A 21,266-nucleotide genomic window follows, 5' to 3' on the forward strand; every position below is an offset into this window, starting at 1 on the left:
CCCTGCTCTCCGGCAGGTTTACTCCAGCCACTTACGCGGATCGAGGGGTGAAGCCAGGTTTCGAATTTCGAAATGAAGGCGAGATTCGCCGACATGGCCGCCTTTGCCCACAGTCCCCAGAACCGCTGCAAAGTCGACATTCTGCCCCTGGGTAACAGAAATCGTGCCCATTCGGGCATAGATGGTCGAATAACCTCCACCATGATCGATTACGATCAACTTGCCGAGTCCGCGAATCCAGTGAATAACCGCCACTTTTCCCGGCGCTACACACCGTACCGCACTGCCTTCATCAGCACGGATATCGACACCTGTATTTGTCGTTACGGTCTTATACACCGGATGAACAATTTTTCCATAACCTCTGACAATATCACCTATAACCGGCCAGGGGAGTTCACCTTTTCGTTTTTCAAAGGCGATCTGACGACCCTGTTGAAGTTCCGATTCGGCCTCTTTCCGTTGGCCGATTAGACTCTTCATTATTGCAGCAAGTTTTTCCTGGGCCGCTTCAAGCTCCTGTACCATTGCCATATATTCTTCCCGCTGAGAACGAATCTCCTGCAGCATGTTCTGCTGCGACTTCCGCTCGCTCATCAAAAGCTTCTGTTCATGCGTCTTTTCTTCCTTTGCGGCCGATAGTTCCGCCAGACGTGTCTCCAGGGTATCTCTGTGCTCTTCTATGACACCTTTTGTGCTGTCGATCTGGTGAAAAAGGACCTGGTCGTATCGCGAAAGCTCCTGAAAATACCGCACCCGGTGCAGCATATCCGACATACTCGATGATGTCATGATTATCTGGAGCAGACCGGCATTCCCCATTTTGTACATATTTTCCAGCCGTTTTTTCATTTTATTCTGACGGTAAACCAGGCTTTTCTTTTCCATGGCCAACGAATCGGAAAGCTCATCAACCCGCAAAGATAGTGAATTAATCTGACTGGTCAAAATATCGACATACTTCTCTGCAGCGACAATATTTGATTCAAGCTGCTTGAGCTGAGAAAGAGAGGTGCCTTCCTTTTTCTCCAGTTCTCGAAGTTTGGAACGTCCCTTTGCAATCAAGGTTTTTATCGAATCGAGTTGAGAGCGGTTGCTTTGTATTTTAGTATCATACTCCTTGAGAACGCGCCCCTTTCCTTTCTGCGCCACAGCTGGCGTAAGGAAGGGAAACAGAATAAGAAGTACTATGACAAAAACTTGCGAACCGCGTTTCTGCTTCCAATCCAACCGAACAGGACCCCTATGGGAAAAACGTAGTAGTGATATTTCCATAATCCCCACTGCAACGGGAGATAGGATAAAGAAATGCGCATGAGCGAAAGTGCCAGAAAAGCAAGACCGGCGCCGATTAATCCTTGAAGCATGCCTTCCAGAATAAAGGGCATTTGAATATAAGTATCGGTTGCTCCCACATACCGCATATTGGTCACCAGTTCTTTCCGGGCGTAAATGGTCAACTTTATGGTATTGGATATCATAAAATTAAGGGCCAGCCCCACAACAATGAAAACAAAAACCGCACCCCAGAAAAAATAACGTTTCAATGCATCGAGACGGTCAAACCACTCACGGGAATACCGCAAACCTTCAATCCCCTCAATCGATTCCAGCTCTCCCTTTATTTTCTCCATCTGATCGGGAGTCTGAAATTCCGATTTCAATGAAAGCTCGATAGAAACCGGGAAAGGATTTTCATCAACAGCCTCGAGCATTTCGGAAGAGTACATTTTTTCAAACCGTTTCCATGCCGCATCCTTATCGATTACAGTCATTTTTTCGACCGGCATTGATGCCTGAATGATTTCGACCAGCTCATCGAGGGACGCAGAATCGCCCCCGGTCCGGTCGTCGACAAATGCCACAATATCAACCTGTTGAGCCGCATGCTGAAGCCATCCTTTGACATTGAAATAGCTCAATACGACCAGCCCCAGAAAAAAAAGAGAAATCCCCACCGAAAGGAGCGAAACGAAAGTCATCAGTTTGGCCTGGTAAAAACCGCGCACAGCTTCTTTAATGAAATAGATTACTTTATTCATAAATACTACTATTATTGAAAGGAGTAGTAATTTTCTCCAAGGATATTCATACCCCACAAATCGATCAACAGCTGCATGGTTACAACATCGGGATTATCCAGCGCTGCTGTATTTTCGAAAATTCCATACACGACAGCCGAACCATCATAGGCCGGCGTTATCCCGATATTCAGCACTTGCGGTCTTGCCGGAGCATCACTGACTTCACTGTACGAACCGCTCATGGCCCCGGTTTCATCCATAGCAAAATCGGCTTGAAACAAACGTGATGTATTCGGATCGGTATAAAGGACCTTGTATGTACTGTCTTTTTTCCACCTGAAGCTTCCCTGCAAGGGACAGGGGGCGCCGCAGATAACAAGCACCGAATCTACATCGATGCGAATTTCGAACTGGTCTACTCCGGATACCGTCGCGGTGCCGCACCCCGAACTGTCAAGGTTTCCGGAGATTGTCCTTATCCCTGAAGAGACCAGCGTATCGGTAATATGATACCCGGATGATACAGGCTCAAGTGCTCCCCGCCTCACCAGTTTTCCCCTTGCGTACGAGTAGCTGCTGTGTCCGGTGGAAAGATCGATATGCATTACGAGCCTGACCGTATCGCTGAAAACATCTCTGCTCCTGCCGGTCCAGGTATAGGTATATCTATTTGTACCTTCAGTCCCGGTCCCCGGATGCTCATATTTCCATTGTTCACTTTCATTGCCCGGCTGGTAAGCGGTCGTCGTGATATTCGTAATCTGTAATCCCGTTGTGTCAAACCATGCAAGCCCGACCGGTTCCAATGGAGTATAGTTCCAGAACACACTGTCGAATTCCGATTGTGCAGAATAAAAATCGGTCCGGTAAAGAGAATTTACCTGGAGTGTATCCAGCGACGGGCTGCAGGTCAAATCGTAGGAGTAATGGGAACTCTCGGGTATGCCGAACCGGGACGGCACCAGGTCCTCTTTGGTAATGGCGGCAAATTCGATTTTCAGCGAACAACCGGAGAGGGTATCCACACCGCTCAATTCGTAATCGGCCACATTTCCATTTGAGAAAACATCCCGCCGGGAATAAGAAAGAAGGCTGGTGCTTTCCGGAAATACTTTTTGCATATAATCGGCGTCACTGGTTTCTATTCGGGAGGTGAAAAAACTCTCGGTCTCAAGAACATGGACAACCTGAACAGTATCCCTGAAATCATAAACAATCCCATCGGATACAAGCCCCACGCTGCTGTCGGCAGCCTGCCCGATAATGGTATCGTTCAAGAGGGTGCGGACCCATCCATTCGGCCGACCAAGCGAATCTTTATACGCCGCAAGATAGAGTGTGGAATCCAGAGTGTTCCACCACACCTGAGATTCATCGCGGCGTTGAAGGTAAAAATAGTGATACGAATCGGCCCGCAGTACCTTGAGCGTGTCGAAGATAATTTCTCCCGCGGTACCCGTAAGTCTCACCCGGTGTTTGTAGACTGTGTCTGCTCCCGAAAAAAACATCTGGTTTTTCCGTTCCAGAGAGAGTGTCGTATCATTCACGACACTCCAGGTTTCTATGTCAAGGATACGCTTTGAAGCGGTATCCTTAACCTGAAAGCGCACCAGGCTTTCAAAGACCGGAACCGTATCCAGGAAATCAATATTCCAGGCGCCGGTTAATGAATCGGTCACCGAATCCCATATACCCAATGAAGAATCCCGATCGACAACAAGAGTGACGTTCAAGGAATCGAGGGCATAGAGGGAGTCATAATTGAGCGAGTCGGGAAGTGAAGGGAAGACCCGGCTTTTGGTTGCATAGCCAACACTTTGCCGAATTCTTTGCGCCAGGGCGTTCATATCGGTTCCCGATACTTTTGTCTTTTTTGCCAATCCTGTCGAAACGATTTCCTGGGCCTGATCCGGAGCCCAGAAAGCAATCGAAAGGGTTGGGGAATCCAGAACCGTCTGGTCGAATTCAAAGCGGTCGACCACCAAATCGAGATCATATACCGTTCTGAGCGTTTTTGCCATGAAAACGGCACCTTCAACAATATGCTTTCCTTCGCCGCTTACCTGTATTTGGGTCGAGGGTTCCACGGCCGGGTCTGTTATCCTCGAACAGGACATCAGCCCGGCGCATATAAATAAAAATATCACCGGAAGGCTGTTTTTGAGAGTCATCGGGAATTAAGCTTTTAACTAGGTTTACCGTACCACGCTTACTGGATACGGACAAATTTTTTATCGGTTATTTTCATAATTGCGGCCTCACTATTTGCTCCGGTATGCGGATCGAACGAAACAGGGCCGGAGACGCCGATATGATTATTAATGGAAGCCAGGTAGTCTGCAATTTTTTCGGCATCGGGATTGCCGCCGGTTTTATTAAGCGCAGTTATGATGAGTTCGGCGGCGTCATACCCCAACGCGGCAACTCTGCCCGGTTCGGCATTGTATTTCTTTTTATACCTATTTTTAAAGTCCGTCCACCGCTGATTATTGGCATTAATATCAAAATTCGTTGAAATAATTGCATCATTGACATACCGCTTACCGTCAAGGATAGTAGCAGCTGAATGCCATCCGGTAGAACCAAGCATCTGGGTACGAATTTTGTGGAAATAGGTCTGTGCGGCAACCTTGACGGCGTCTTCCGATTCGGCGGGGATAAAAAGTCCGCCGATTTCGATAGTTGAGTCGGCCTGGTAAAGGCTGTCGGCACGCCGGGCGGAACGGCTGTTAACATACTCCATTCCCCTTTCAACAGCAAGCGCTTCTCTGCGACGCTCCGCCATTACAGTGCGCAAATTTACAAATTGAGCCCGGAAATCGTGAGCGCCTTCATCAAAATATTCCTCAGCGACAACTTCACCTCCAAGCCGTTCGACTTCCCGCTTGAATTTTGAGGACATCAGCTGACCATATTCCGACAGGGGAGAAAGAATGGCAAACTCTCTTATATTGAGATTTTCCACAGCATACCGCGCCAGACGAATGCCAAGGGCTCCGATCGTTACATTCATCTGAAAGATATTTGAACCAAGCTTGGCAATACCATCATCAGTTGCTGTCGGGGACAACATGACAACATCCCGCTCCCTGAGCACCGACGCCGCAACAACAGCCGTCTGGCTGAGCACAGGACCGATAACAAGCGGAATGTTATGATCGTCTGCAAGTTCGAGGGTTTTTTGGGCAGTCTCAACCATATTTCCCTTTGTATTGCTGATTACCAGATTAAATTCGGTCATGTTTTTTTTCTGGTAATCTTCAATCGCCAGTTGCACTCCCCGCACAATGCTTTTTCCGATTTCTGCATCATACCCGGACAGCGGAGCAAGAAGACCTACCTGAATTTTACCTCGCCGGTCCCTTTTCATGCGTCCTGAGAGATTTTTGATTTTTTCGAGATAAGGAGAACGGGGAAAATCACGGCGAAAATCCTCAGCCTGCTTTTCGGCTCTGGCAGTTTGTCCGGCACTATACGACTTATATATGATATAGTATTCCAGAATTTCAACAATCGGCACGGCCATTCCACGGCGGTCTGCGAGGAGCTGCAGTTCACGGTTCGTGAATGCCCGTTTGCATATCAATTCCACATTGTCAAAGGAATGCTGTTCCAGCGTTTCAGAAACACCGCCTTTCACCGCCTGCGAAAAGGCAACCACGGCATCGGTGTATTCTTCGGCTTTTGCCAGAGCAATACCCTCGGCATAATAAAGACGAGGCAGGTAATCGGAATTGGGGAATTTCTTTTTAAAGATGTTGATCATCCGGCGGGCAACGGTAAAATCTTCTGTTCGAAGCAGCGCCTCCACCAAAAGCGGAACGAGGTGTTCGGTTGAAGCATCCTTGCCGTGCGATTTGATATACGTCCGTATAACCGCAACAGTCGAATCATAGTCGCCGGCACGATATGCTGCCTTTGCTTTATCCAGTACCATAGCGGGATTACTCGGGACAGCTTTGCCGGAAAATGAAAAAATCAACACAAAAATGAAAACTATAAACTGCACTCGCATAGATTTACTCCAGATAATATCTACCAAAATCAACAGTATCCATTGAGGTAATTGTATTTCTAATCTGATGAGCTTCGGTTAAAAAAAGTGATTGACCGCTTTTATCAAACACCGATTCTTCAACATAAATATCCCCACTGCACCGCATGGCAAGCGCAATGCCGTCACAGGCACGGCACTCGATAACTTTCATTGTAGACCCGGATTTGATATAGAGACGTGCAACAAAGGCATTGTCGACATAATCACAGATTACCGTTTTTGTGAGTTCCCCGCCGAGTTGCTCAATCGCAAGCTTTACACAGTCGATGGTAAGCGGTTTGTCTGAGTTTGCATTCAGGGTTTTTATTGCAATGGCGCCTGCTTCAAGATGACCGACAAGGATCGATAGCGTACGGCGGCCGCCGATTTCGCTTAATATGACAACAGGTGAGCTTACCTGGGAATCCAGGGTCAGCGATGATACTTCGACAGGAACAAGCATAGCCGTGCGTTTTAATCGATTCTATGGATCAGGTACCAGTGGCTTTAATTATCGCTCTTATAAAATATACTTAATCTGTATGAAATAATTATAATATGATACTTCATTTGAAACAGCCCGTCAATTGCCATGTACTTTTTCGTCATAATTTAAGTTGTTTTTGGGGTGATGGTAAAAATATATTTGGGATATATACGCGCTGACACACACTATGCCGCCACAAAGGAGGTGCCGATGAAATTACCAGCCCTTTTTCTGAAATTATCGATTGTGGTCTCGATTCTTCTAACCACACATTCGTGTACAAAAGATGAAAAGACCACTATCGCGGTTGTTCCCAAAGGTACCTCGCACGTATTCTGGAAATCGGTGCATGCCGGCGCAAAAAAAGCCGAACAGGAACTGGGTATCGAGACAATCTGGCAGGGGCCGGAAAAAGAAGACGACCGTCAGATGCAAATTCAGGTGGTACAGAATTTTATTTCACGAAATGTCGATGCTCTTGTTCTTGCGCCACTGGATGAGGTAGCGCTGATCCGTCCAGTGGAGGCTGCTATCAAAAGAAATATCCCGACGGTAATAATCGATTCGGACCTCAAAACCGACAATTATGTGAGTTTTGTTGCCACCGATAATTTCGAGGGCGGCAAAATTGCCGCCAAAGAGCTTGCCCGGCTTCTTAAGGGAAACGGCAATATTCTTATGATGCGCTATGCCGAAGGCTCGGCAAGCACGGCAAAGCGTGAGGAAGGTTTCCTGGAAGGCATAAACGAGTATGCACCCGATGTAACACTCCTTTCCACCGATCAGTATGCGGGTGTTACCGCAGAATCGGCCCTCCAGACGGGTCAAAATCTCATTAATAAATATGAAGAACTGGATGGAATATTCTGCCCCAACGAATCCACGACCTTCGGCATGCTCAGGGCACTGCAAACTGCTGCAAAGGCGGGAACAATCAAGTTTGTGGGATTTGATTCCAGCGAACCGCTTGTTACAGCTCTTGAAAAAGAAGAAATCCACGGGCTTGTGGTCCAGAATCCCTTTAAAATGGGATATCTTGGTGTTAAGACCGCCATGAAAGCCCTGAAAGGTAAACCGGTCGAAAAGCGGATCGATACCGGCGCCATGTTGGTAACAAAAGACAATCTCGATACCCCCCCGGTCCAACAGGCGATTTCGCCGGAACTGGATAAATGGCTTTCGGCAAAATAAAAACCGGCCGGGAATCTCCGGCGGAAAGGATGCCGGAGATTTAAAAAAACAGCTCTTTGTGATCACCGTCACAGACTCCTCAATTTTTATTATATATTTTCATACTATCATTTGTATAATTTATTGATGAATATTACGGCAGCGGCCCCACACCGCCGTCTGCCATATATTCACCCTTGAGCAAAAAACAGACGTCAACCAAGCATCAGTCAACCGGCATAATTTCCGAAACTTTTGCCGCCACGGGCATGACCGGTCTTGGCAACATCCTTCTCGCCGAGACCCCCACAATCATCATGGCCCAGGCAGAGCCACCGTCCTTTCCCCGTTTCCTTACCGTGTCCTACATCCAGAACATAGTCAAAACCGAAATCCTGCCCATTCTTAACGAGGTCCTGGCTGCAATCGGGCGGCTGCAAAACCGCAGCGACATGTCCCTCGTGGTTACGATATTCGAAGAAACCGGCGAAATAGACAAAGGTGAGATATATCTCCTCGAATCCGCGGTACGACTGTCCCGGGCGATGCTCTCGATGTTCTGCATCTATGATTTCGACATCTATTCGCCCGACGGCTCCAAAGATATGCGGTGGATCGACGATTATGTATCCCTTGTTCAAAATACCGAAGAACATGAAAAACTCAAATTCCGCCTGAGCCGAGATACCTTGTATGAAACCTGTACCTACGACCAGACGCAACTATCGTGCGAATTATCCGATATCATAAGCTACAATCTTACTCGCAACGGTTTCCTCACAATGCAAAACAACTATTTTGACGCCGTTTACAACGATTTGAAAGCCGTTCCTCGGGCGATCAAGAATGCACTGAGTTCAATTCGTGCCGAAACCGACAACCAGAACGATGATATCCTGATCAGGACCGATATTATCGATCTGGACGCCGATATGGCGTCAATCCAAAGCGATATGCTCAACGAAGGAATCAGTGAAGATCTGGCCGGAAAATTTTCTTCTCCCGAAGCCCTGATGGATTTTATCTCTACCCTTCTCACCCAACCGTATACCTTCAACGAAACCATCGACAGTACTCCAATAACAATTAGAGTCGATCTCTCCAAATTCTTTACCAATCCCGCCGCCGACTTGAAAACCCGATGGCCGAAATACAAACTGGTTTCAGGGGACAATCGCATAGTGAGCACCAACTATGAATACAGCAACTGGAGTTCCTGGAGAGACTCAACCATCCATTATGACAGCTTCTACTACGACACGGTAATTATGGATATAGCCGACCATCAAATCGACAGCGTGTATACCTCAGACTGGGGCTATACAACGGTCATACTCAAAAACGGTTACACCACACATGTCCAATCCGATTCAACATTAACCTGCGTGCCCTACAAGCTCATCGATGATCAATGACAGGAAATCGACTACCAAAGCCTGTACGACCTCGATGACGATGTTGCTATACTGGAAGCCGGGTTTCCGTATTTCAACGATTACACCTTCGGCGGCGTATTCCCCGACATGACAACCCGTCAAAGCTGGATCGATTTTATCAAGCCCCTGATCAAGTAATGACTCTTCTTTTAAGAATACCGGCGCCCTGGCCGAAAGCCGCTGCTTTCGGCCGTTTTGTTATCCTTACAATCGCCGCGGCCTTCTCTTCAGGCAATGCTTTTCACCCTTTCGATATTGCCGCAAACCTCACATTCGATCCCCGAATCTCAATCATTTCGGACACTTCATCACTTGATCTTGCCTTTGCATATCACCCCCTTGTTCATGAATTTGGCCGTAGCGACGACGATACCTTCAATTCCTTTATCGATATCATGTATGCAAGAACCGGCGGTACCGTGTATCTGAATACTATCCCTGTGGGTTTGCGGTGTGAAGTAATGAATCATTTCGGCGCCTATCGAAAGGATAATCAGGAATATTCATTCGATGTGAAGGGCAAAGCCGCAATGCTGACCGCAGCGACCCGCTTTCCAATCGAGCACCTCAGCGTTGAATGCTCTTTAGGTCGCCTCTTTCTCCCCGCTTACGACAGGGATACGATGTACCACAGGGTGGTGAACAATCCCCGTGAATATATCTTGACCGGTCGCTGATCATTGGTATTGATCTGGGCCAGCGTATTCCCATTTTATTTCAAGACGCACAGAAATCATCATCCTCCCAACCATCAGGTCCCTCTATAGGGTTGAAAAGCCGTTATTTTGGCGGCACAACCATTCAAATCGATATGCAGTTCACCTTCTGAAACAACACCGGGTGATTCTCCATTATCTTTTCTTTACTTGAAACCGAAAATTCGGTATAATTTTAGTGCGGGGAATACTTTTTCTTTCGAATATCGGAAAACCATGCCAATGAATGCTTCATCAACCGATATCCAACTGGAGCATATGAAACCGTGTGTTATTCCCGATGCGCAGTTCATACCCTTCAAACCGGGCATAACGTATCTCAAAAACCCTCATAGAGGCGCCTATTTAAAACTTCGTAAAGAAGATGCCGATTATATGCCAGCCCATGGAGGAACGCTTTGATACCGATGAAATTATTTTCAACCAGAACGACTGGGGAGATAAGGTTTATTGTATCAAAGAAGGTGAAGTCATTATCCGCCGTGATGAAGGAGATGAAGTCGCCTTTTTGAAATACCTGAAGAAGGGTGAATGGTTTGGAGAAATTGCCCTTGTAAAAAATGTTCCCCGTACTACCAGTGTCATTGCAGCATCGCCAGTTCGTCTATTGACACTTTCCCGGCATGATTTTTATACTATCATTCAACAAAGTCTTCTCACCGGCGTGTCCTTTGATCATATTGCCGACGAACGCCTTGAGGAATTGGAAAAAGCAACAGCGATACAATAGTGCTGGTTCTCTTTCCAGGCTTTCTGCCCCATTGTCTTCCTGCTAAAATCTATTTTAACGTCCTGTTTAATGCATTTTAAAAAGATATGAATACGCCAATTCTTCACATGAAAAAAATTTCCAAGCGTTTCGGTGCGGTAAAGGCACTGAAAAATGTCGACCTGACTGTGGATAAAGGATCGGTTCATGCATTGATTGGAGAAAACGGGGCCGGCAAAAGTACGCTTATGAAAATTCTCAGCGGTGCGCTCCGTCCCGACTACGGTACGGTTGCCCTGGATGGTTGCGCCTATGCTCCCGAATCGCCAAAAAAGGCGCGGGCTATGGGTATCGCAATGATCTATCAGGAACTGACCCTGGCGCCCCATTTGACCATAGCCGAAAATATTACCCTGGGTATGGAACACCATCACTACGGCGTACTGAAAAAACAGGACCTGAAAATTTCACAAACCCTTACCCGTCTCGGCCATTCGGGTCTTGATCTCAACGCAAAAGTATCAACCCTGGGGATCGGGGAACAACAGATTGTTGAAATAGCCCGAGCCCTCATTACCGACGCCCGTGTAATTATCATGGATGAACCCACCAGTTCACTTTCGGCGTCCGATACTGAAACTCTTTTTGCAACAATCCGGCGGCTGAAACAGACCGGCGTTACCGTTATTTATATCAGCCATTTCCTTGAGGAGATCAAACGGATTGCCGATCATTACACTGTTTTGCGGGACGGGCAAAGCGTTGACCGGGGCCCTATCGAAACAACCGATTTACCACAGATTATTAACGCCATGATAGGAAGGCCACTCACCGAAATGTTTCCCCGCGTCCCCCATACAATCGGCGAAGTCCTTGTAACAATCAACGACCTCTCCCGCACGCCCGACCTCGCCGAAACATCGTTTTGTATTCATAAAGGTGAGATCCTCGGCATTGCCGGCCTGGTAGGCGCCAAACGCACCGATATGCTCAGAACTCTTTTCGGACTCGACCGTGCCGATAATGGAACGATCTCCTTCGCAAACGGCGTCACCCTGGCCCTTATCGACATCTCCCCGCGTACTTCGCTGAAAAACGGCGTCGATCTCCTCAGTGAAAACCGGAAAGAGGAAGGACTTGCACTCAATCTCCCCATACGGAACAATATCACCCTTTCTTCACTTGCCCAATTTATTATTCCGAACACCCCCGGGTTTATCGACACTCAAAAAGAAAACGACATTGTCGAGACTCAATGCAAATCACTTTCGCTGCGCTACACGTCACCCTGTCAGAAAAGCGGCGATCTTTCGGGCGGCAATCAGCAGAAAGTTGCACTGGCGCGGCTGCTGGTCGACCAAAGCGACATATTGCTGCTGGATGAACCGACACGGGGGATTGATGTCGGCAGTAAAACCGAAATATACCGTCTTATCGGCGAACTTGCCCTGTTGGGCAAGTCCATTGTCATGGTAAGCTCCTATCTTCCGGAGCTTTTCGGGATGTGTGATTCCCTTGCGGTCATGTACCGGGGCACTTTAAGTCCGGTGTGGCCGTGTAATGAGTGGAATGAAAAACGAGTCATGGCCTGGGCCACCTCGGGAAAGGAACTGGACAGTTGAAAAAGCTCTTGAATTTCGCAAAATTATTCGGCCCCTTCTCGGGTCTGTTTCTTGTTTTTCTTCTCTTTATGGTTCTTGCCCCCTCCGCCTTTTACAGCCTTTACAACATAAAAACAATTATTACCCAAACGGTTATCATCGGAATCGGCGCCCTGGGCATGACGCTGGTTATTATCAGCGGCGGTATCGATCTGAGTATTGGCTCTGTCATTGCCCTGGGAACGGTTGTTACCGCCCGGATGCTCAATATCGGCGCCCCGGATACCCCGCTCTGGGTCTCCGTTGCCGCGGTAGCCGGCGCAGTCGGCCTCTGTGCATTCTGTGGTTTCCTGAATGGTATTATTTCCGCCTCCCTGCGGATCGTTCCCTTTATCGTTACTCTCGGCATGATGCAGATCGCCCGGGGAACGGCCAAGTGGATCGGGGAAGAGCAGACGGTTATTGCTCCGCAAACCTGGTTGAATCGGTGGATGGAAGTCGATCCCGCACCGTCGTGGCTGGTTTTTGCACCCGGCGTCTGGCTGCTAATTATTCTTACGGTGATAATGACCATCGTGCTTAAACGGACTATTTTCGGGCGGTATGTTTTTGCTCTGGGCTCCAATGAATCGGCAGCCCGGCTATGTGGCGTCCGGGTTACATTCTACCGGACCATAATCTATACGGTATGCAGCGCCTTTGCCGGAATTGCCGGAATCATGCAGTTTTCGAATCTGACCGTGGGTGATCCTACCGCGGCCCAGGGCATGGAGTTGGATATCATTGCGGCGGTCGTGATCGGCGGCGGTTCACTCTCCGGCGGCGAAGGCAGCGCCGTAGGCTCGCTGGTTGGCGCGCTGCTCATGGCCGTGCTTCGCAACGGATGTAATCTTGTCGGGATACCCAACTATGTGCAGAATATCGTTATCGGCGCAATCATTATCGGCGCGGTCGCAGTCGACCGGTATAAGCAGCGGGTGAGCAGATAGATAGTATATTTAACCTGATCTCACCCTGCAAATATTTATATTATTTGTAACTACTCAGATCCCTATGGGTAATTTCAACCGTTATTTTAGCGAAAGCCGGAATAAAAAACCGACCCCCTGAGTAGTTGCTATTATCTTTGAAAGAAAACCATTAATAAGGAGCAAAGAAACCGTGTTCCCAACATACCAAGCAGAGGTTAAAAAAGGGAAAATTAATCTTCCTGATGATACCAAATTACCTGATGGAACTAAAGTTCTGGTAACAGTTATTTCGGATGACGAACTGAGATTCTGGTCTGATGCATCTACTACATCTTTAGATAAAATCTGGAACAATGAAGAGGATGATGCATATGCACAGCTACTCTCCGAATGAAGTTGTTCTTGCTAAATATCCATTTTCAGACTATTGATCATTGAATTATAAATGCGCAGTTATTTCACAAAACAAGAACGAAATTTACGATATACAATTATTTTGATTATAGAACGCTGACACTTCGACAGGCTCAGTGCAGCGCAGGCTCAGTACAAGTGACGCCAATTTGGCTGATTATCGCAGATTTTTTGATACTTTTAGTTTTCTGACCAGCGAATATCAGCTTGATCAGCGTAATTAGCGTTCTATTTTGGACAAGACTGACTTTTTTATATTCATTAAAAAGAAAGGACCCCCAATGTCAGGTAAAAACGTCGTCCTGTTCGGCCCTCCCGGAGCGGGAAAAGGGACCCAGGCAGCAAAACTCAGAGACCTTCTCGATGTCCCGCATATCTCCACCGGCGATATGTTCCGCTACAATATCAAAAATGATACCGAGCTGGGCAAGCTTGCCAAATCCTATTCGGAGAAAGGGCAACTTGTTCCCGATGAAGTCACTATTGCCATGGTCAAGGACCGGTTGAGCCGGGATGATGTCAAAGCCGGTTTTCTTCTGGACGGATTTCCCCGGAGTGTACCGCAGGCAGAAGCCCTCGACAAAATTTTGAACGAGCTGGGAATTACCCTCGATCACGTAGTAAACATCGCTGTTTCCGATGACGAAATTCGGGCCAGGCTCTCAAAGCGGGCTTCCATTGAAGGCCGTGCCGATGATGCCGATCCAGCGGTGATCCAGAACCGGATCGACACCTATAAAAACCAGAGCGAACCATGCCTGGCATACTACCGCCCTAAAGAAATCGTGCGCGATATTGATGGAATCGGGACTATCGATGAGGTGTTCGATCGTATCAAGGAAGCGGTAGAATAAAAAATGGAGAGTTGGAGTGCTTGGATGATGGAGTATTGGTTGTCTTAAAAACCCAGTACTCCACTACTCCAACACTCCATCACTCCAGATCTTCCCCCTCACGCCTTTCGCGAAAACCGCTGCTCTTTCCAGTTAAATTTCCCGAACACCCCGCCGAAAATCGCCGCAACGACCACCGGAAGCTGGATGATCGATGCCGGGAGGATATATTTACGGAGCGCTTCCTGATGAAACATCCGGGCGCCAGGGAGCATGAGGACATATTCGCCGATCAGCTTGGAGCAGAGCATAATCCCGGCGATTCCAAAGAACACCGGTGCAAAAAAACCGGCAACCAGCGCCGCGATAATCCCCACATAAAACAGAAATACCCCTGATAAAACAAACACCTGGTTCAGGCCGTAGTGGACGGTTTTCGACCCCCACCGTTTCCGCTGCTCGAATACGCCGCGCAGTGTGGGGGTCGGAAGCGTTGTCACAGAGCCTTCACGGTCGAGCATAAACCTGATTTTCCATTTGCCCGATTCGTAAATTCTTTGCAGCAGAAGATCGTCATCGCCCGATATAATGCTCTCCATCGAGCCATACCCGTCAAGCTCATCAAAAACGCTTTTTCGGAAAGCAAAATTGTTGGCATTGGAGTTTATCGGAAGGTTTGCGCCGATCCCGGCGGCGGATATGACCCCGTGCGACAGGAAATCTGTTGCCTGAAGACCGAAAAAGAGCCTGTTCATGCCGTCAACGTACGAATATACCGTTACCCCCTGCACCATGCCTGTTTCACCTGTAAAGTACTTGTCGATTGTGGCAAGCCAGGTCGACGGGACCGCGCAATCGGCGTCGGTAAAGACGATTATTTCATTCCGGGCAGCCCGTACCCCCTGTGCCACGGCATGTTTTTTAGGCGATACTCCGGCCGGCGTTTCAGTTACCTGAATCAGCGAGAGATTATTGTGCCGTCGCCGGTACGATGCAACAACATCGGCTGTTGCATCAGTCGAGCGGTCATCGACAATGATAACCTCAAAACGCTCTTCCGGGACCGACTGATCCAGCACCCGCTTAAGGCAGTCGCCGATTATTGCTTCTTCATTGTGCGCGGCAATAACAACCGAAAAAGAGAGATTATGCGCCTGCGTCTGCGGTGAAATGGATAATAATCCCCGGAGAAAAAAGAGGATGCAGGAGAGATAATAGAGCGTTATAACAACAAGAATTATCAACAGGACATGCATTCACATCAAAATAAATGCCGCCACAACGGTGTTTCTTCCTGGACTGTATCCGGAGAGTTACGTTATCTCTCGCCCACCGCTGCGCTCTCCTGCAACAGGATCCTTTTGGTCCCCCGCTTATTCTCCCGAACGGGCAAAAAGGGGCCTTTGGCGCATCTGCAGCAAGAAATTCGGGACAATCGAATTACCGGCGGCTTAAAGTACAAAAGTTCGTCCGTCCCCGGAAATCCAAGTGGTATTGTGACTTTCTTTGAATCCCTTACATATATTCTTATGAATTTGCCTCCTTTTCAGCTATTCTTTCGTTTCATAATGCGGTCATTTATTTTATTGATTGTATTTATTTCTATTTAAATATGCGAGAGGTTCCAAATGAAAGTTAAAGATACAGCCCACCAGGTCATTGATTCTCTTCCTGAGAGAGTTTCAATGGATGATGTTATTCACGCGTTATACGTTGCATCGAAATTTGACCGCGGAGAACGTCAAATTCGAGCCGGAAAAGGCGTTTCAGACGAAAAAGCAAGAAAAAAGCTCGCAAAATGGCAAAAATAGTCTGGTCGCCCGGCGCACTGGACGACATTGATGCCATAGCCGAATATATTGCTCGCGATTCTGTTCATCATGCCTCTCTTTTTATTGACCGACTGTTCGAAACAGCGGATTTATTGCTTGAACAACCCTACCTTGGTCGAATTATTCCTGAAATCGGTCAGAATTCCTGTCGTGAAATAATCTACGGCTCTTACCGAATAATGTATAAAGTCGAAAAAAGCAATATCTGGATAACAGCTGTGATACATGGTGCAAAAAATTGGAAACCACCTCGATAATCGGTTACAAATCAGCTAACTTATGCTCCTAGTGAAAGTGGAGGGCGAAATTGGATTTTTCACTATCATATTCATAAATACAATTTGCTTAAACCGTGGCTATGATTTAAAGAGACCCAAAATATGCAATAGGTTTTAGGAGGCGAGAAGTGTTGTATCTGCGATGGAATAAAGGTGATATTAATAATATTTCGCAATTATCAGTACCATACCTTGATCGGGCTTTACTTCGGAATATATGGAAATTGCGGGGGACGGGCCTGTGGGGAGTCTGCGCTTGTAAACGAAGCAAAATGTAATTAGAATATAATACAGATTGCTTGAATATTTATTGATTAATCTCATTCAAGATACCTTTATTATTTATATAGAAAATTAAAGAACAACCAAACAGCCGTTCCATAGCCTCGCAGGCGACATGTATATGCAGCAGCCGAAGCGGTCGTTTACAGACATGCCGGTTTTACGAACCTCATCGTAAGCAGAATCATTTATCCATCCTCTTCCTTTTCATTTCAGGATCTGAAGTTTATGGATATCGGATTGTATTTCCGAAAATGAAAAGCGATAATAATATATTCCATTTGCCGGTATACCGTGAATTTCAACTGTTTTCTTGTTTTCTGATTTTATTGCCTTTAGCACTCTTCCTTTTAAATCATAAATAGTAACCTGCGCCTGTGCATTCTGAAATTGGGTTGGCACACTTATCGAATAGGTATCTCCCCGGATATTATATGCCATTTTTGCTTTTTGGCCTGTAAATGCGTTTTCTTCCTGCACAGAAGCATCATATCCATATTTTATTACCAGCGTATCGTTGTTAACCACATATATCAGACTATCTCCTTTATTCCATGAAAAGGTAGAGTCATAGTAGCCGCTGGACCAGCAAATGTTGGGATAATGCGGATTAAAATATTGTTCCGGAAAATATTCATACTTTGCATGAATGGTTAGCGAAGAAGGTGATAAATTCAAAGAGATGGCTGAGTTTGAGAAGTGTATGATTGGCTCAGAAAGGATGGTGCCACATGTATATAATTTGAAGTCATCAGGTATTTTTTCACCCGGAATAATTGCATGCTTGACTGCCTGATCTTTTGTCGTTACTCTAATCGGATAATAGCAAGAATCAGCATTACATAAACAGATCGAAGGATCACGATTATTCCCATCATCATCGTATGTAGCTATTTCAATCTGTTCTAAGCCAATGCCGCTATATATATATGGTCGAGTGTTAACAAATGTGATAAGGCTTTCAGGACTGGTCAGGGATATGAAAGTTGGATCGTTCTTATAGATATGAAAATGATAATTCCAATCCTCATCCAGAAGCTCTATAGCTGAACCGTTTGGATGCTTTATTAAATTGAAGTATCGATAATTCGCAGAATCAAGAGTGTAAAATATCCAGTTTTGGTTTTGATGAACGATTAAACTTCCGTTATCTCCAACAGCAGCGCTATTGTTGATATTCCAAAGAGGAAAGCTGCAAACCTGAGTATCAAGTAGAAAAAAGCCCGAACTATCGAAATGATATATGCTACCGGTATATGTTGCTGCATATCCGTCGCCATAGCATAAAACATCTTCATTCGATGAAATATCATATATGGATTCGTTAACAAATAGATTATCTGCAATATCCCACCTCCTTATAAGCCCGGAAGATCCTGTAATCCAGATATTGCTGTCACAGATTGCATTTTCAGATTCCGGAATGCTTTTTGGAGACGTCGTCATATTTATTATTTGTTGACCGGCCTTGAATGAAGAAAGCATTATCGTTTCAATTTTTTCTATAGTGAATGCAGGATTCTCATAAACCGATTCCATTGCAAATGAAATTAAACGTATCTCTCCTGCCGGCTGTGCAATTGCTAATGAAAAATTCAGATTTTCCAGGTCAAATTTATAAAAACAGAGCGGTGTTGATTGTGTTAATTCAACATTCTCGAGATAGATTTCAACGGGATTATAGTAATATCGCCAGGGTTGAAATCCTAAGACAAGAGGATAAACCATAGAACTTAATGCCAGATATAGCTTTTTCTGATGCGATACAACAGCAGAAATTGAATACTCGCCGGAATGCCTGGATGTATAGGATAAAGGGCGCAAAGTGCAGAGCGTGTCCGGCAAGGGCTGGTAGCATTCTTTCCAATAGCTGCATAAGCGATCTGAAAAAATATAGCCATTTTCATCTGCAGAACATTGATTGTATTGTGAGTCTGCTTTGAAAGCCAGTATAAATAGAACAGCAAATATCTGTGTTAGAGCGCTACATGATATTTTTATAGAGTTGAAATATGAAGCCATGATATCCCTGCTTCAAATTAGATCGGGATATAGATAACCGATTTATGATAGACCGTTTTACATCTGAGATTGTTTCTTGTATGTAATATATAATAATCTGAGTCCATTATCAATTAAATTATAGCATACGTGTTTTCTGTTGGAAAACAGGTTGCATTAGAGCAATGTGGAAAGCAGATCACCTCGAATACCAACAGGAATATGAATTTAAGTTAAGCGCGTATGGTCGCGATTTAGTATATTTAATAAATGCAAAAGTCCTCTTTACCTGTAGCGGAGACCGTTGGCAGATTAGAAAAGCCGGCAAACAGAAAAGACTATGCGCTTTTTGTCAGACATAAAAATCTTTAGTTCCATTAGATTCGCGCTTTGCCTGGCGGGATTGCCGCTCTGTCTGCAGATAAAAGCAGCAGTCAACCAGCAAATAATCACGAATGCGAAGGAATGGAACCCGATATATTCAATATCATATCTTGAAAATGATTCGGCAAAAGCCGTGCTGAGCGATCTTGCCGTATCCGGGGTGGAATGGACATACGACAGTACTCAGTTCCGATTGTTCCGATGGACCGAAAAAGGACCATCCGGCAATCAATGGATCGAGTATTCTGAAGAAAATGCTTCGCTGTTTGAATTCATTCCCGGCCGGCTTTTCTGGTTGAAGACGCGGGAGTCAAAGGTTATAAATCCCGGATCTCCACGAGTGGCGATTGTGCAGGATACATTTGAAGTCACATTGGCTTCAAAGCAATTTACCGACTTTGCATCGCCTTTTTATCAAAATATTGCCATTAGCGATATACGGCTTGCAACCGGCGATGGTATGGATTCCATGGATTTTTTTGTCTGGACAATTGAAGAAAATACGGTCCCGCCCGTAAAAATATATCTGACAGCGCCACTCTACATTCCGTGGATACCCGGACTGGATAATCAATCTTCGGTGATCTGCTCGGATCCGCTTACAGGTTATTCAATTTATAATCGAGCCGACAATGACCTGACGCTCAGAATTCCTCGTCCGCCATATTCCATGCCACCACCTGAAATGCCGCCGCAATCATCTGAAGAAACGGCAGGCCCTTCGCCGACCGGTCCCATTCAAATAGACGATCTCCCGCAACATCAACAAGATGCCCTACCGATCAATGATTTGCCGCTGCACCAATTAATCTACGAGGTCCCGTACAGCACGAAATTCTTTACACAGAAGAACAAAAAAGTTCCTGCTTTCATAAGCAGTGCAAACGGGTTTTCGGCAAACGGGCATTTTATCATCATCTCCGTACCGGATATTCACTACCGAAAAATGGTGCTGGAACTGCTCGATATCAGAGGAAGAATACTGGCCGAAATTGACTTATCGGCGAGAATGGTTTCCAGAAAGTATAAGCTTCCTGTCGACAATATTCCCCTCTCCCCGGGAACCTCTATATATCCGGCCCGCATGAAATTAGAGCGCCTCGACGGCAAAAAAGAAAAAAAAAGCTACCGGTTAATATTTTAGAGTGCGGGATTTGGGCTCGCACCAGTGCAACTTCTTTAAACCTAAATTCCGCAGTCGAGCGTGGATAAGATGCGTAAGATATTGCGTCAGATAGCCTTGCGAAAACCGCAGGTGTGCCCGGGGAGGCACAGTGAGGATTTTTGCAAGGATAGATGGCGCAAGAGCTTATGCAGATTGCCACGATTCAACTGCGGATTTTAGGTTAAAATCAAAAATCCCGGCAATTCCGTCAATCCTGTATCTTTTGCAAATATTTTATGAAGCCCAGTCTGCATATTCAACTGCAAGGGGGCCGAGGTAGTAGGGAAGGTTGATCAGGAGAAACCGCGCTCCGCCCGGCGTTGTACACTTTTCAACATGTATGGGGGAGGCATGAAGCCGAACTGCGGCGTTCACCCCGGTTCGCTCGATAAACTGGTGAAGAGATTTGAGTTTTCCAACCGGACCTGATTTCACTTCCACCGGAAGTACGGAATTCCTCCAGGGCGCCACAAAATCAACCTCGGCATTGGCCGTTCCTTTCTCTCTCACCCAGAATAACGGCTTCCGGTGGATGGGAGAACCTGCGGCAAGAAGCTCCTGACCTGCAGCCTGTTCGATAATTCTTCCTCTGTAGAGCGCACCCAGATCGCCGACACCGATAAGGCTTCGCTGCGCCCCGGCGAGAAAGTTGACAAGGCCGGTATCGATCAACTGCAGTCTGGGCGATTTTCTGCAGTCCGGTTCGAAAGGAGGGGCAGTCTGAGTTGACGGATACAGCAGGTACAGAAGCATTGCCCGCTCGAGTGTCCTCAGGCCCTCTCCAGCTTCACGTGATTTGTAGTTGGACTGGCCAAACCCTTCGAACTTTATCCGTTCGCCGGCAGCATGCGGACCAGCTTCAATACAATGCCGCATCACGCGGGCCAGTGTCGGGTTTCGAGCATATTTCGGGACATCATTGACAAA

At 46.5% G+C, this 21,266-nt stretch carries 20 protein-coding genes; 12 read left to right on the forward strand and 8 right to left on the reverse strand.

Annotated features, from left to right (window positions below; all coding sequences use genetic code 11):
* Window positions 1-18: 18 nt before the first annotated feature.
* The 5 genes from GF401_17670 to GF401_17690 all read right to left on the reverse strand — a co-directional run bounded on the left by GF401_17670 (window position 19) and on the right by GF401_17690 (window position 6,523).
* Window positions 19-1,275, reverse strand: a complete 1,257-nt coding sequence (locus GF401_17670) for a peptidoglycan DD-metalloendopeptidase family protein (protein MBD3346887.1) — start codon at window positions 1,273-1,275, stop codon at window positions 19-21.
* Window positions 1,188-2,042, reverse strand: a complete 855-nt coding sequence (locus GF401_17675; GenBank protein MBD3346888.1) for a hypothetical protein — start codon at window positions 2,040-2,042, stop codon at window positions 1,188-1,190. Before GF401_17675 ends, GF401_17670 begins: the two co-directional genes overlap by 88 nt.
* An 11-nt stretch (window positions 2,043-2,053) precedes the next feature.
* Window positions 2,054-4,045, reverse strand: a complete 1,992-nt coding sequence (locus GF401_17680; GenBank protein ID MBD3346889.1) for a hypothetical protein — start codon at window positions 4,043-4,045, stop codon at window positions 2,054-2,056.
* A gap of 188 nt (window positions 4,046-4,233) precedes the next feature.
* Window positions 4,234-6,039, reverse strand: coding sequence for an ABC transporter substrate-binding protein (locus GF401_17685; protein ID MBD3346890.1), 1,806 nt, complete (start codon window positions 6,037-6,039; stop codon window positions 4,234-4,236).
* 4 nt (window positions 6,040-6,043) lie between these two features.
* Window positions 6,044-6,523 (reverse strand): hypothetical protein, encoded by a 480-nt coding sequence (locus GF401_17690; protein MBD3346891.1) that lies wholly within the window; start codon window positions 6,521-6,523, stop codon window positions 6,044-6,046.
* A 234-nt stretch (window positions 6,524-6,757) separates the two neighbouring features.
* On the opposite strand from GF401_17690, the gene GF401_17695 reads away from it, so the two are divergent.
* The 9 genes from GF401_17695 (at window position 6,758) to GF401_17735 (ending at window position 14,418) form a co-directional block, all read left to right on the forward strand.
* Window positions 6,758-7,738, forward strand: coding sequence for a substrate-binding domain-containing protein (locus tag GF401_17695; GenBank protein MBD3346892.1), 981 nt, complete (start codon window positions 6,758-6,760; stop codon window positions 7,736-7,738).
* Between the two features lie 176 nt (window positions 7,739-7,914).
* Window positions 7,915-9,132, forward strand: coding sequence for a hypothetical protein (locus GF401_17700; GenBank protein ID MBD3346893.1), 1,218 nt, complete (start codon window positions 7,915-7,917; stop codon window positions 9,130-9,132).
* Between the two features lie 158 nt (window positions 9,133-9,290).
* Entirely contained in the window at window positions 9,291-9,830 is a 540-nt protein-coding gene (locus GF401_17705; protein MBD3346894.1) for a hypothetical protein, read from the forward strand.
* A gap of 261 nt (window positions 9,831-10,091) precedes the next feature.
* Window positions 10,092-10,271: a hypothetical protein gene (locus GF401_17710; GenBank protein ID MBD3346895.1), complete on the forward strand. Its 180-nt coding sequence runs from the start codon at window positions 10,092-10,094 to the stop codon at window positions 10,269-10,271.
* On the forward strand, window positions 10,234-10,599 hold the full coding sequence (locus GF401_17715; protein MBD3346896.1) for a cyclic nucleotide-binding domain-containing protein: 366 nt from the start codon (window positions 10,234-10,236) through the stop codon (window positions 10,597-10,599). The genes GF401_17710 and GF401_17715 overlap by 38 nt, the downstream gene beginning before the upstream one ends.
* Before the next feature lie 86 nt (window positions 10,600-10,685).
* Entirely contained in the window at window positions 10,686-12,200 is a 1,515-nt protein-coding gene (locus tag GF401_17720; protein ID MBD3346897.1) for an ATP-binding cassette domain-containing protein, read from the forward strand.
* A 68-nt stretch (window positions 12,201-12,268) separates the two neighbouring features.
* Window positions 12,269-13,168, forward strand: a complete 900-nt coding sequence (locus GF401_17725; protein ID MBD3346898.1) for an ABC transporter permease — start codon at window positions 12,269-12,271, stop codon at window positions 13,166-13,168.
* 172 nt (window positions 13,169-13,340) lie between these two features.
* Window positions 13,341-13,544: a hypothetical protein gene (locus GF401_17730; protein ID MBD3346899.1), complete on the forward strand. Its 204-nt coding sequence runs from the start codon at window positions 13,341-13,343 to the stop codon at window positions 13,542-13,544.
* 301 nt (window positions 13,545-13,845) lie between these two features.
* Window positions 13,846-14,418, forward strand: coding sequence for an adenylate kinase (locus tag GF401_17735; GenBank protein MBD3346900.1), 573 nt, complete (start codon window positions 13,846-13,848; stop codon window positions 14,416-14,418).
* Between the two features lie 98 nt (window positions 14,419-14,516).
* On the opposite strand, the gene GF401_17740 is transcribed toward GF401_17735, so the two are convergent.
* Window positions 14,517-15,653, reverse strand: coding sequence for a glycosyltransferase (locus GF401_17740; protein MBD3346901.1), 1,137 nt, complete (start codon window positions 15,651-15,653; stop codon window positions 14,517-14,519).
* A 372-nt stretch (window positions 15,654-16,025) separates the two neighbouring features.
* Here GF401_17740 and GF401_17745 point away from each other — a divergent pair, with 372 nt between their 5' ends.
* Window positions 16,026-16,208 carry a hypothetical protein gene (locus GF401_17745; protein MBD3346902.1) on the forward strand — a complete coding sequence of 61 codons (183 nt, stop codon included), beginning with the start codon at window positions 16,026-16,028 and terminating at the stop codon, window positions 16,206-16,208.
* Window positions 16,196-16,486 carry a type II toxin-antitoxin system RelE/ParE family toxin gene (locus GF401_17750; GenBank protein MBD3346903.1) on the forward strand — a complete coding sequence of 97 codons (291 nt, stop codon included), beginning with the start codon at window positions 16,196-16,198 and terminating at the stop codon, window positions 16,484-16,486. Before GF401_17745 ends, GF401_17750 begins: the two co-directional genes overlap by 13 nt.
* Window positions 16,487-16,996: 510 nt before the next feature.
* Here the strand turns inward: GF401_17750 and GF401_17755 are convergent.
* Complete coding sequence (locus GF401_17755; GenBank protein ID MBD3346904.1) at window positions 16,997-18,811, reverse strand: T9SS type A sorting domain-containing protein; 1,815 nt, start codon at window positions 18,809-18,811, stop codon at window positions 16,997-16,999.
* 319 nt (window positions 18,812-19,130) lie between these two features.
* Between GF401_17755 and GF401_17760 the strand changes: the two genes are divergently transcribed.
* Window positions 19,131-20,318, forward strand: a complete 1,188-nt coding sequence (locus tag GF401_17760; GenBank protein ID MBD3346905.1) for a hypothetical protein — start codon at window positions 19,131-19,133, stop codon at window positions 20,316-20,318.
* Between the two features lie 255 nt (window positions 20,319-20,573).
* On the opposite strand, the gene GF401_17765 is transcribed toward GF401_17760, so the two are convergent.
* Window positions 20,574-21,266 (reverse strand): DUF4143 domain-containing protein (locus GF401_17765; GenBank protein ID MBD3346906.1); only part of this gene is annotated, 693 nt, incomplete at its 5' end.

It is taken from the genome of Chitinivibrionales bacterium (assembly GCA_014728215.1).
Taxonomy (GTDB): Bacteria; Fibrobacterota; Chitinivibrionia; order Chitinivibrionales; family WJKA01; genus WJKA01.

What these genes read in the sequence shown, in the direction of transcription:
- GF401_17705 (MBD3346894.1), top strand. Translation starts at nt 9,291, where the DNA reads ATGACTCTTCTTTTAAGAATACCGGCGCCCTGGCCGAAAGCCGCTGCT.
- GF401_17690 (MBD3346891.1), bottom strand. Translation starts at nt 6,523, where the DNA reads ATGCTTGTTCCTGTCGAAGTATCATCGCTGACCCTGGATTCCCAGGTA.
- GF401_17745 (MBD3346902.1), top strand. Translation starts at nt 16,026, where the DNA reads ATGAAAGTTAAAGATACAGCCCACCAGGTCATTGATTCTCTTCCTGAG.
- GF401_17740 (MBD3346901.1), bottom strand. Translation starts at nt 15,653, where the DNA reads ATGCATGTCCTGTTGATAATTCTTGTTGTTATAACGCTCTATTATCTC.
- GF401_17760 (MBD3346905.1), top strand. Translation starts at nt 19,131, where the DNA reads ATGCGCTTTTTGTCAGACATAAAAATCTTTAGTTCCATTAGATTCGCG.
- GF401_17750 (MBD3346903.1), top strand. Translation starts at nt 16,196, where the DNA reads ATGGCAAAAATAGTCTGGTCGCCCGGCGCACTGGACGACATTGATGCC.
- GF401_17685 (MBD3346890.1), bottom strand. Translation starts at nt 6,039, where the DNA reads ATGCGAGTGCAGTTTATAGTTTTCATTTTTGTGTTGATTTTTTCATTT.
- GF401_17675 (MBD3346888.1), bottom strand. Translation starts at nt 2,042, where the DNA reads ATGAATAAAGTAATCTATTTCATTAAAGAAGCTGTGCGCGGTTTTTAC.
- GF401_17725 (MBD3346898.1), top strand. Translation starts at nt 12,269, where the DNA reads ATGGTTCTTGCCCCCTCCGCCTTTTACAGCCTTTACAACATAAAAACA.
- GF401_17695 (MBD3346892.1), top strand. Translation starts at nt 6,758, where the DNA reads ATGAAATTACCAGCCCTTTTTCTGAAATTATCGATTGTGGTCTCGATT.
- GF401_17720 (MBD3346897.1), top strand. Translation starts at nt 10,686, where the DNA reads ATGAATACGCCAATTCTTCACATGAAAAAAATTTCCAAGCGTTTCGGT.
- GF401_17755 (MBD3346904.1), bottom strand. Translation starts at nt 18,811, where the DNA reads ATGGCTTCATATTTCAACTCTATAAAAATATCATGTAGCGCTCTAACA.
- GF401_17735 (MBD3346900.1), top strand. Translation starts at nt 13,846, where the DNA reads ATGTCAGGTAAAAACGTCGTCCTGTTCGGCCCTCCCGGAGCGGGAAAA.
- GF401_17680 (MBD3346889.1), bottom strand. Translation starts at nt 4,045, where the DNA reads ATGGCAAAAACGCTCAGAACGGTATATGATCTCGATTTGGTGGTCGAC.
- GF401_17670 (MBD3346887.1), bottom strand. Translation starts at nt 1,275, where the DNA reads ATGGAAATATCACTACTACGTTTTTCCCATAGGGGTCCTGTTCGGTTG.
- GF401_17710 (MBD3346895.1), top strand. Translation starts at nt 10,092, where the DNA reads ATGAATGCTTCATCAACCGATATCCAACTGGAGCATATGAAACCGTGT.
- GF401_17715 (MBD3346896.1), top strand. Translation starts at nt 10,234, where the DNA reads ATGCCGATTATATGCCAGCCCATGGAGGAACGCTTTGATACCGATGAA.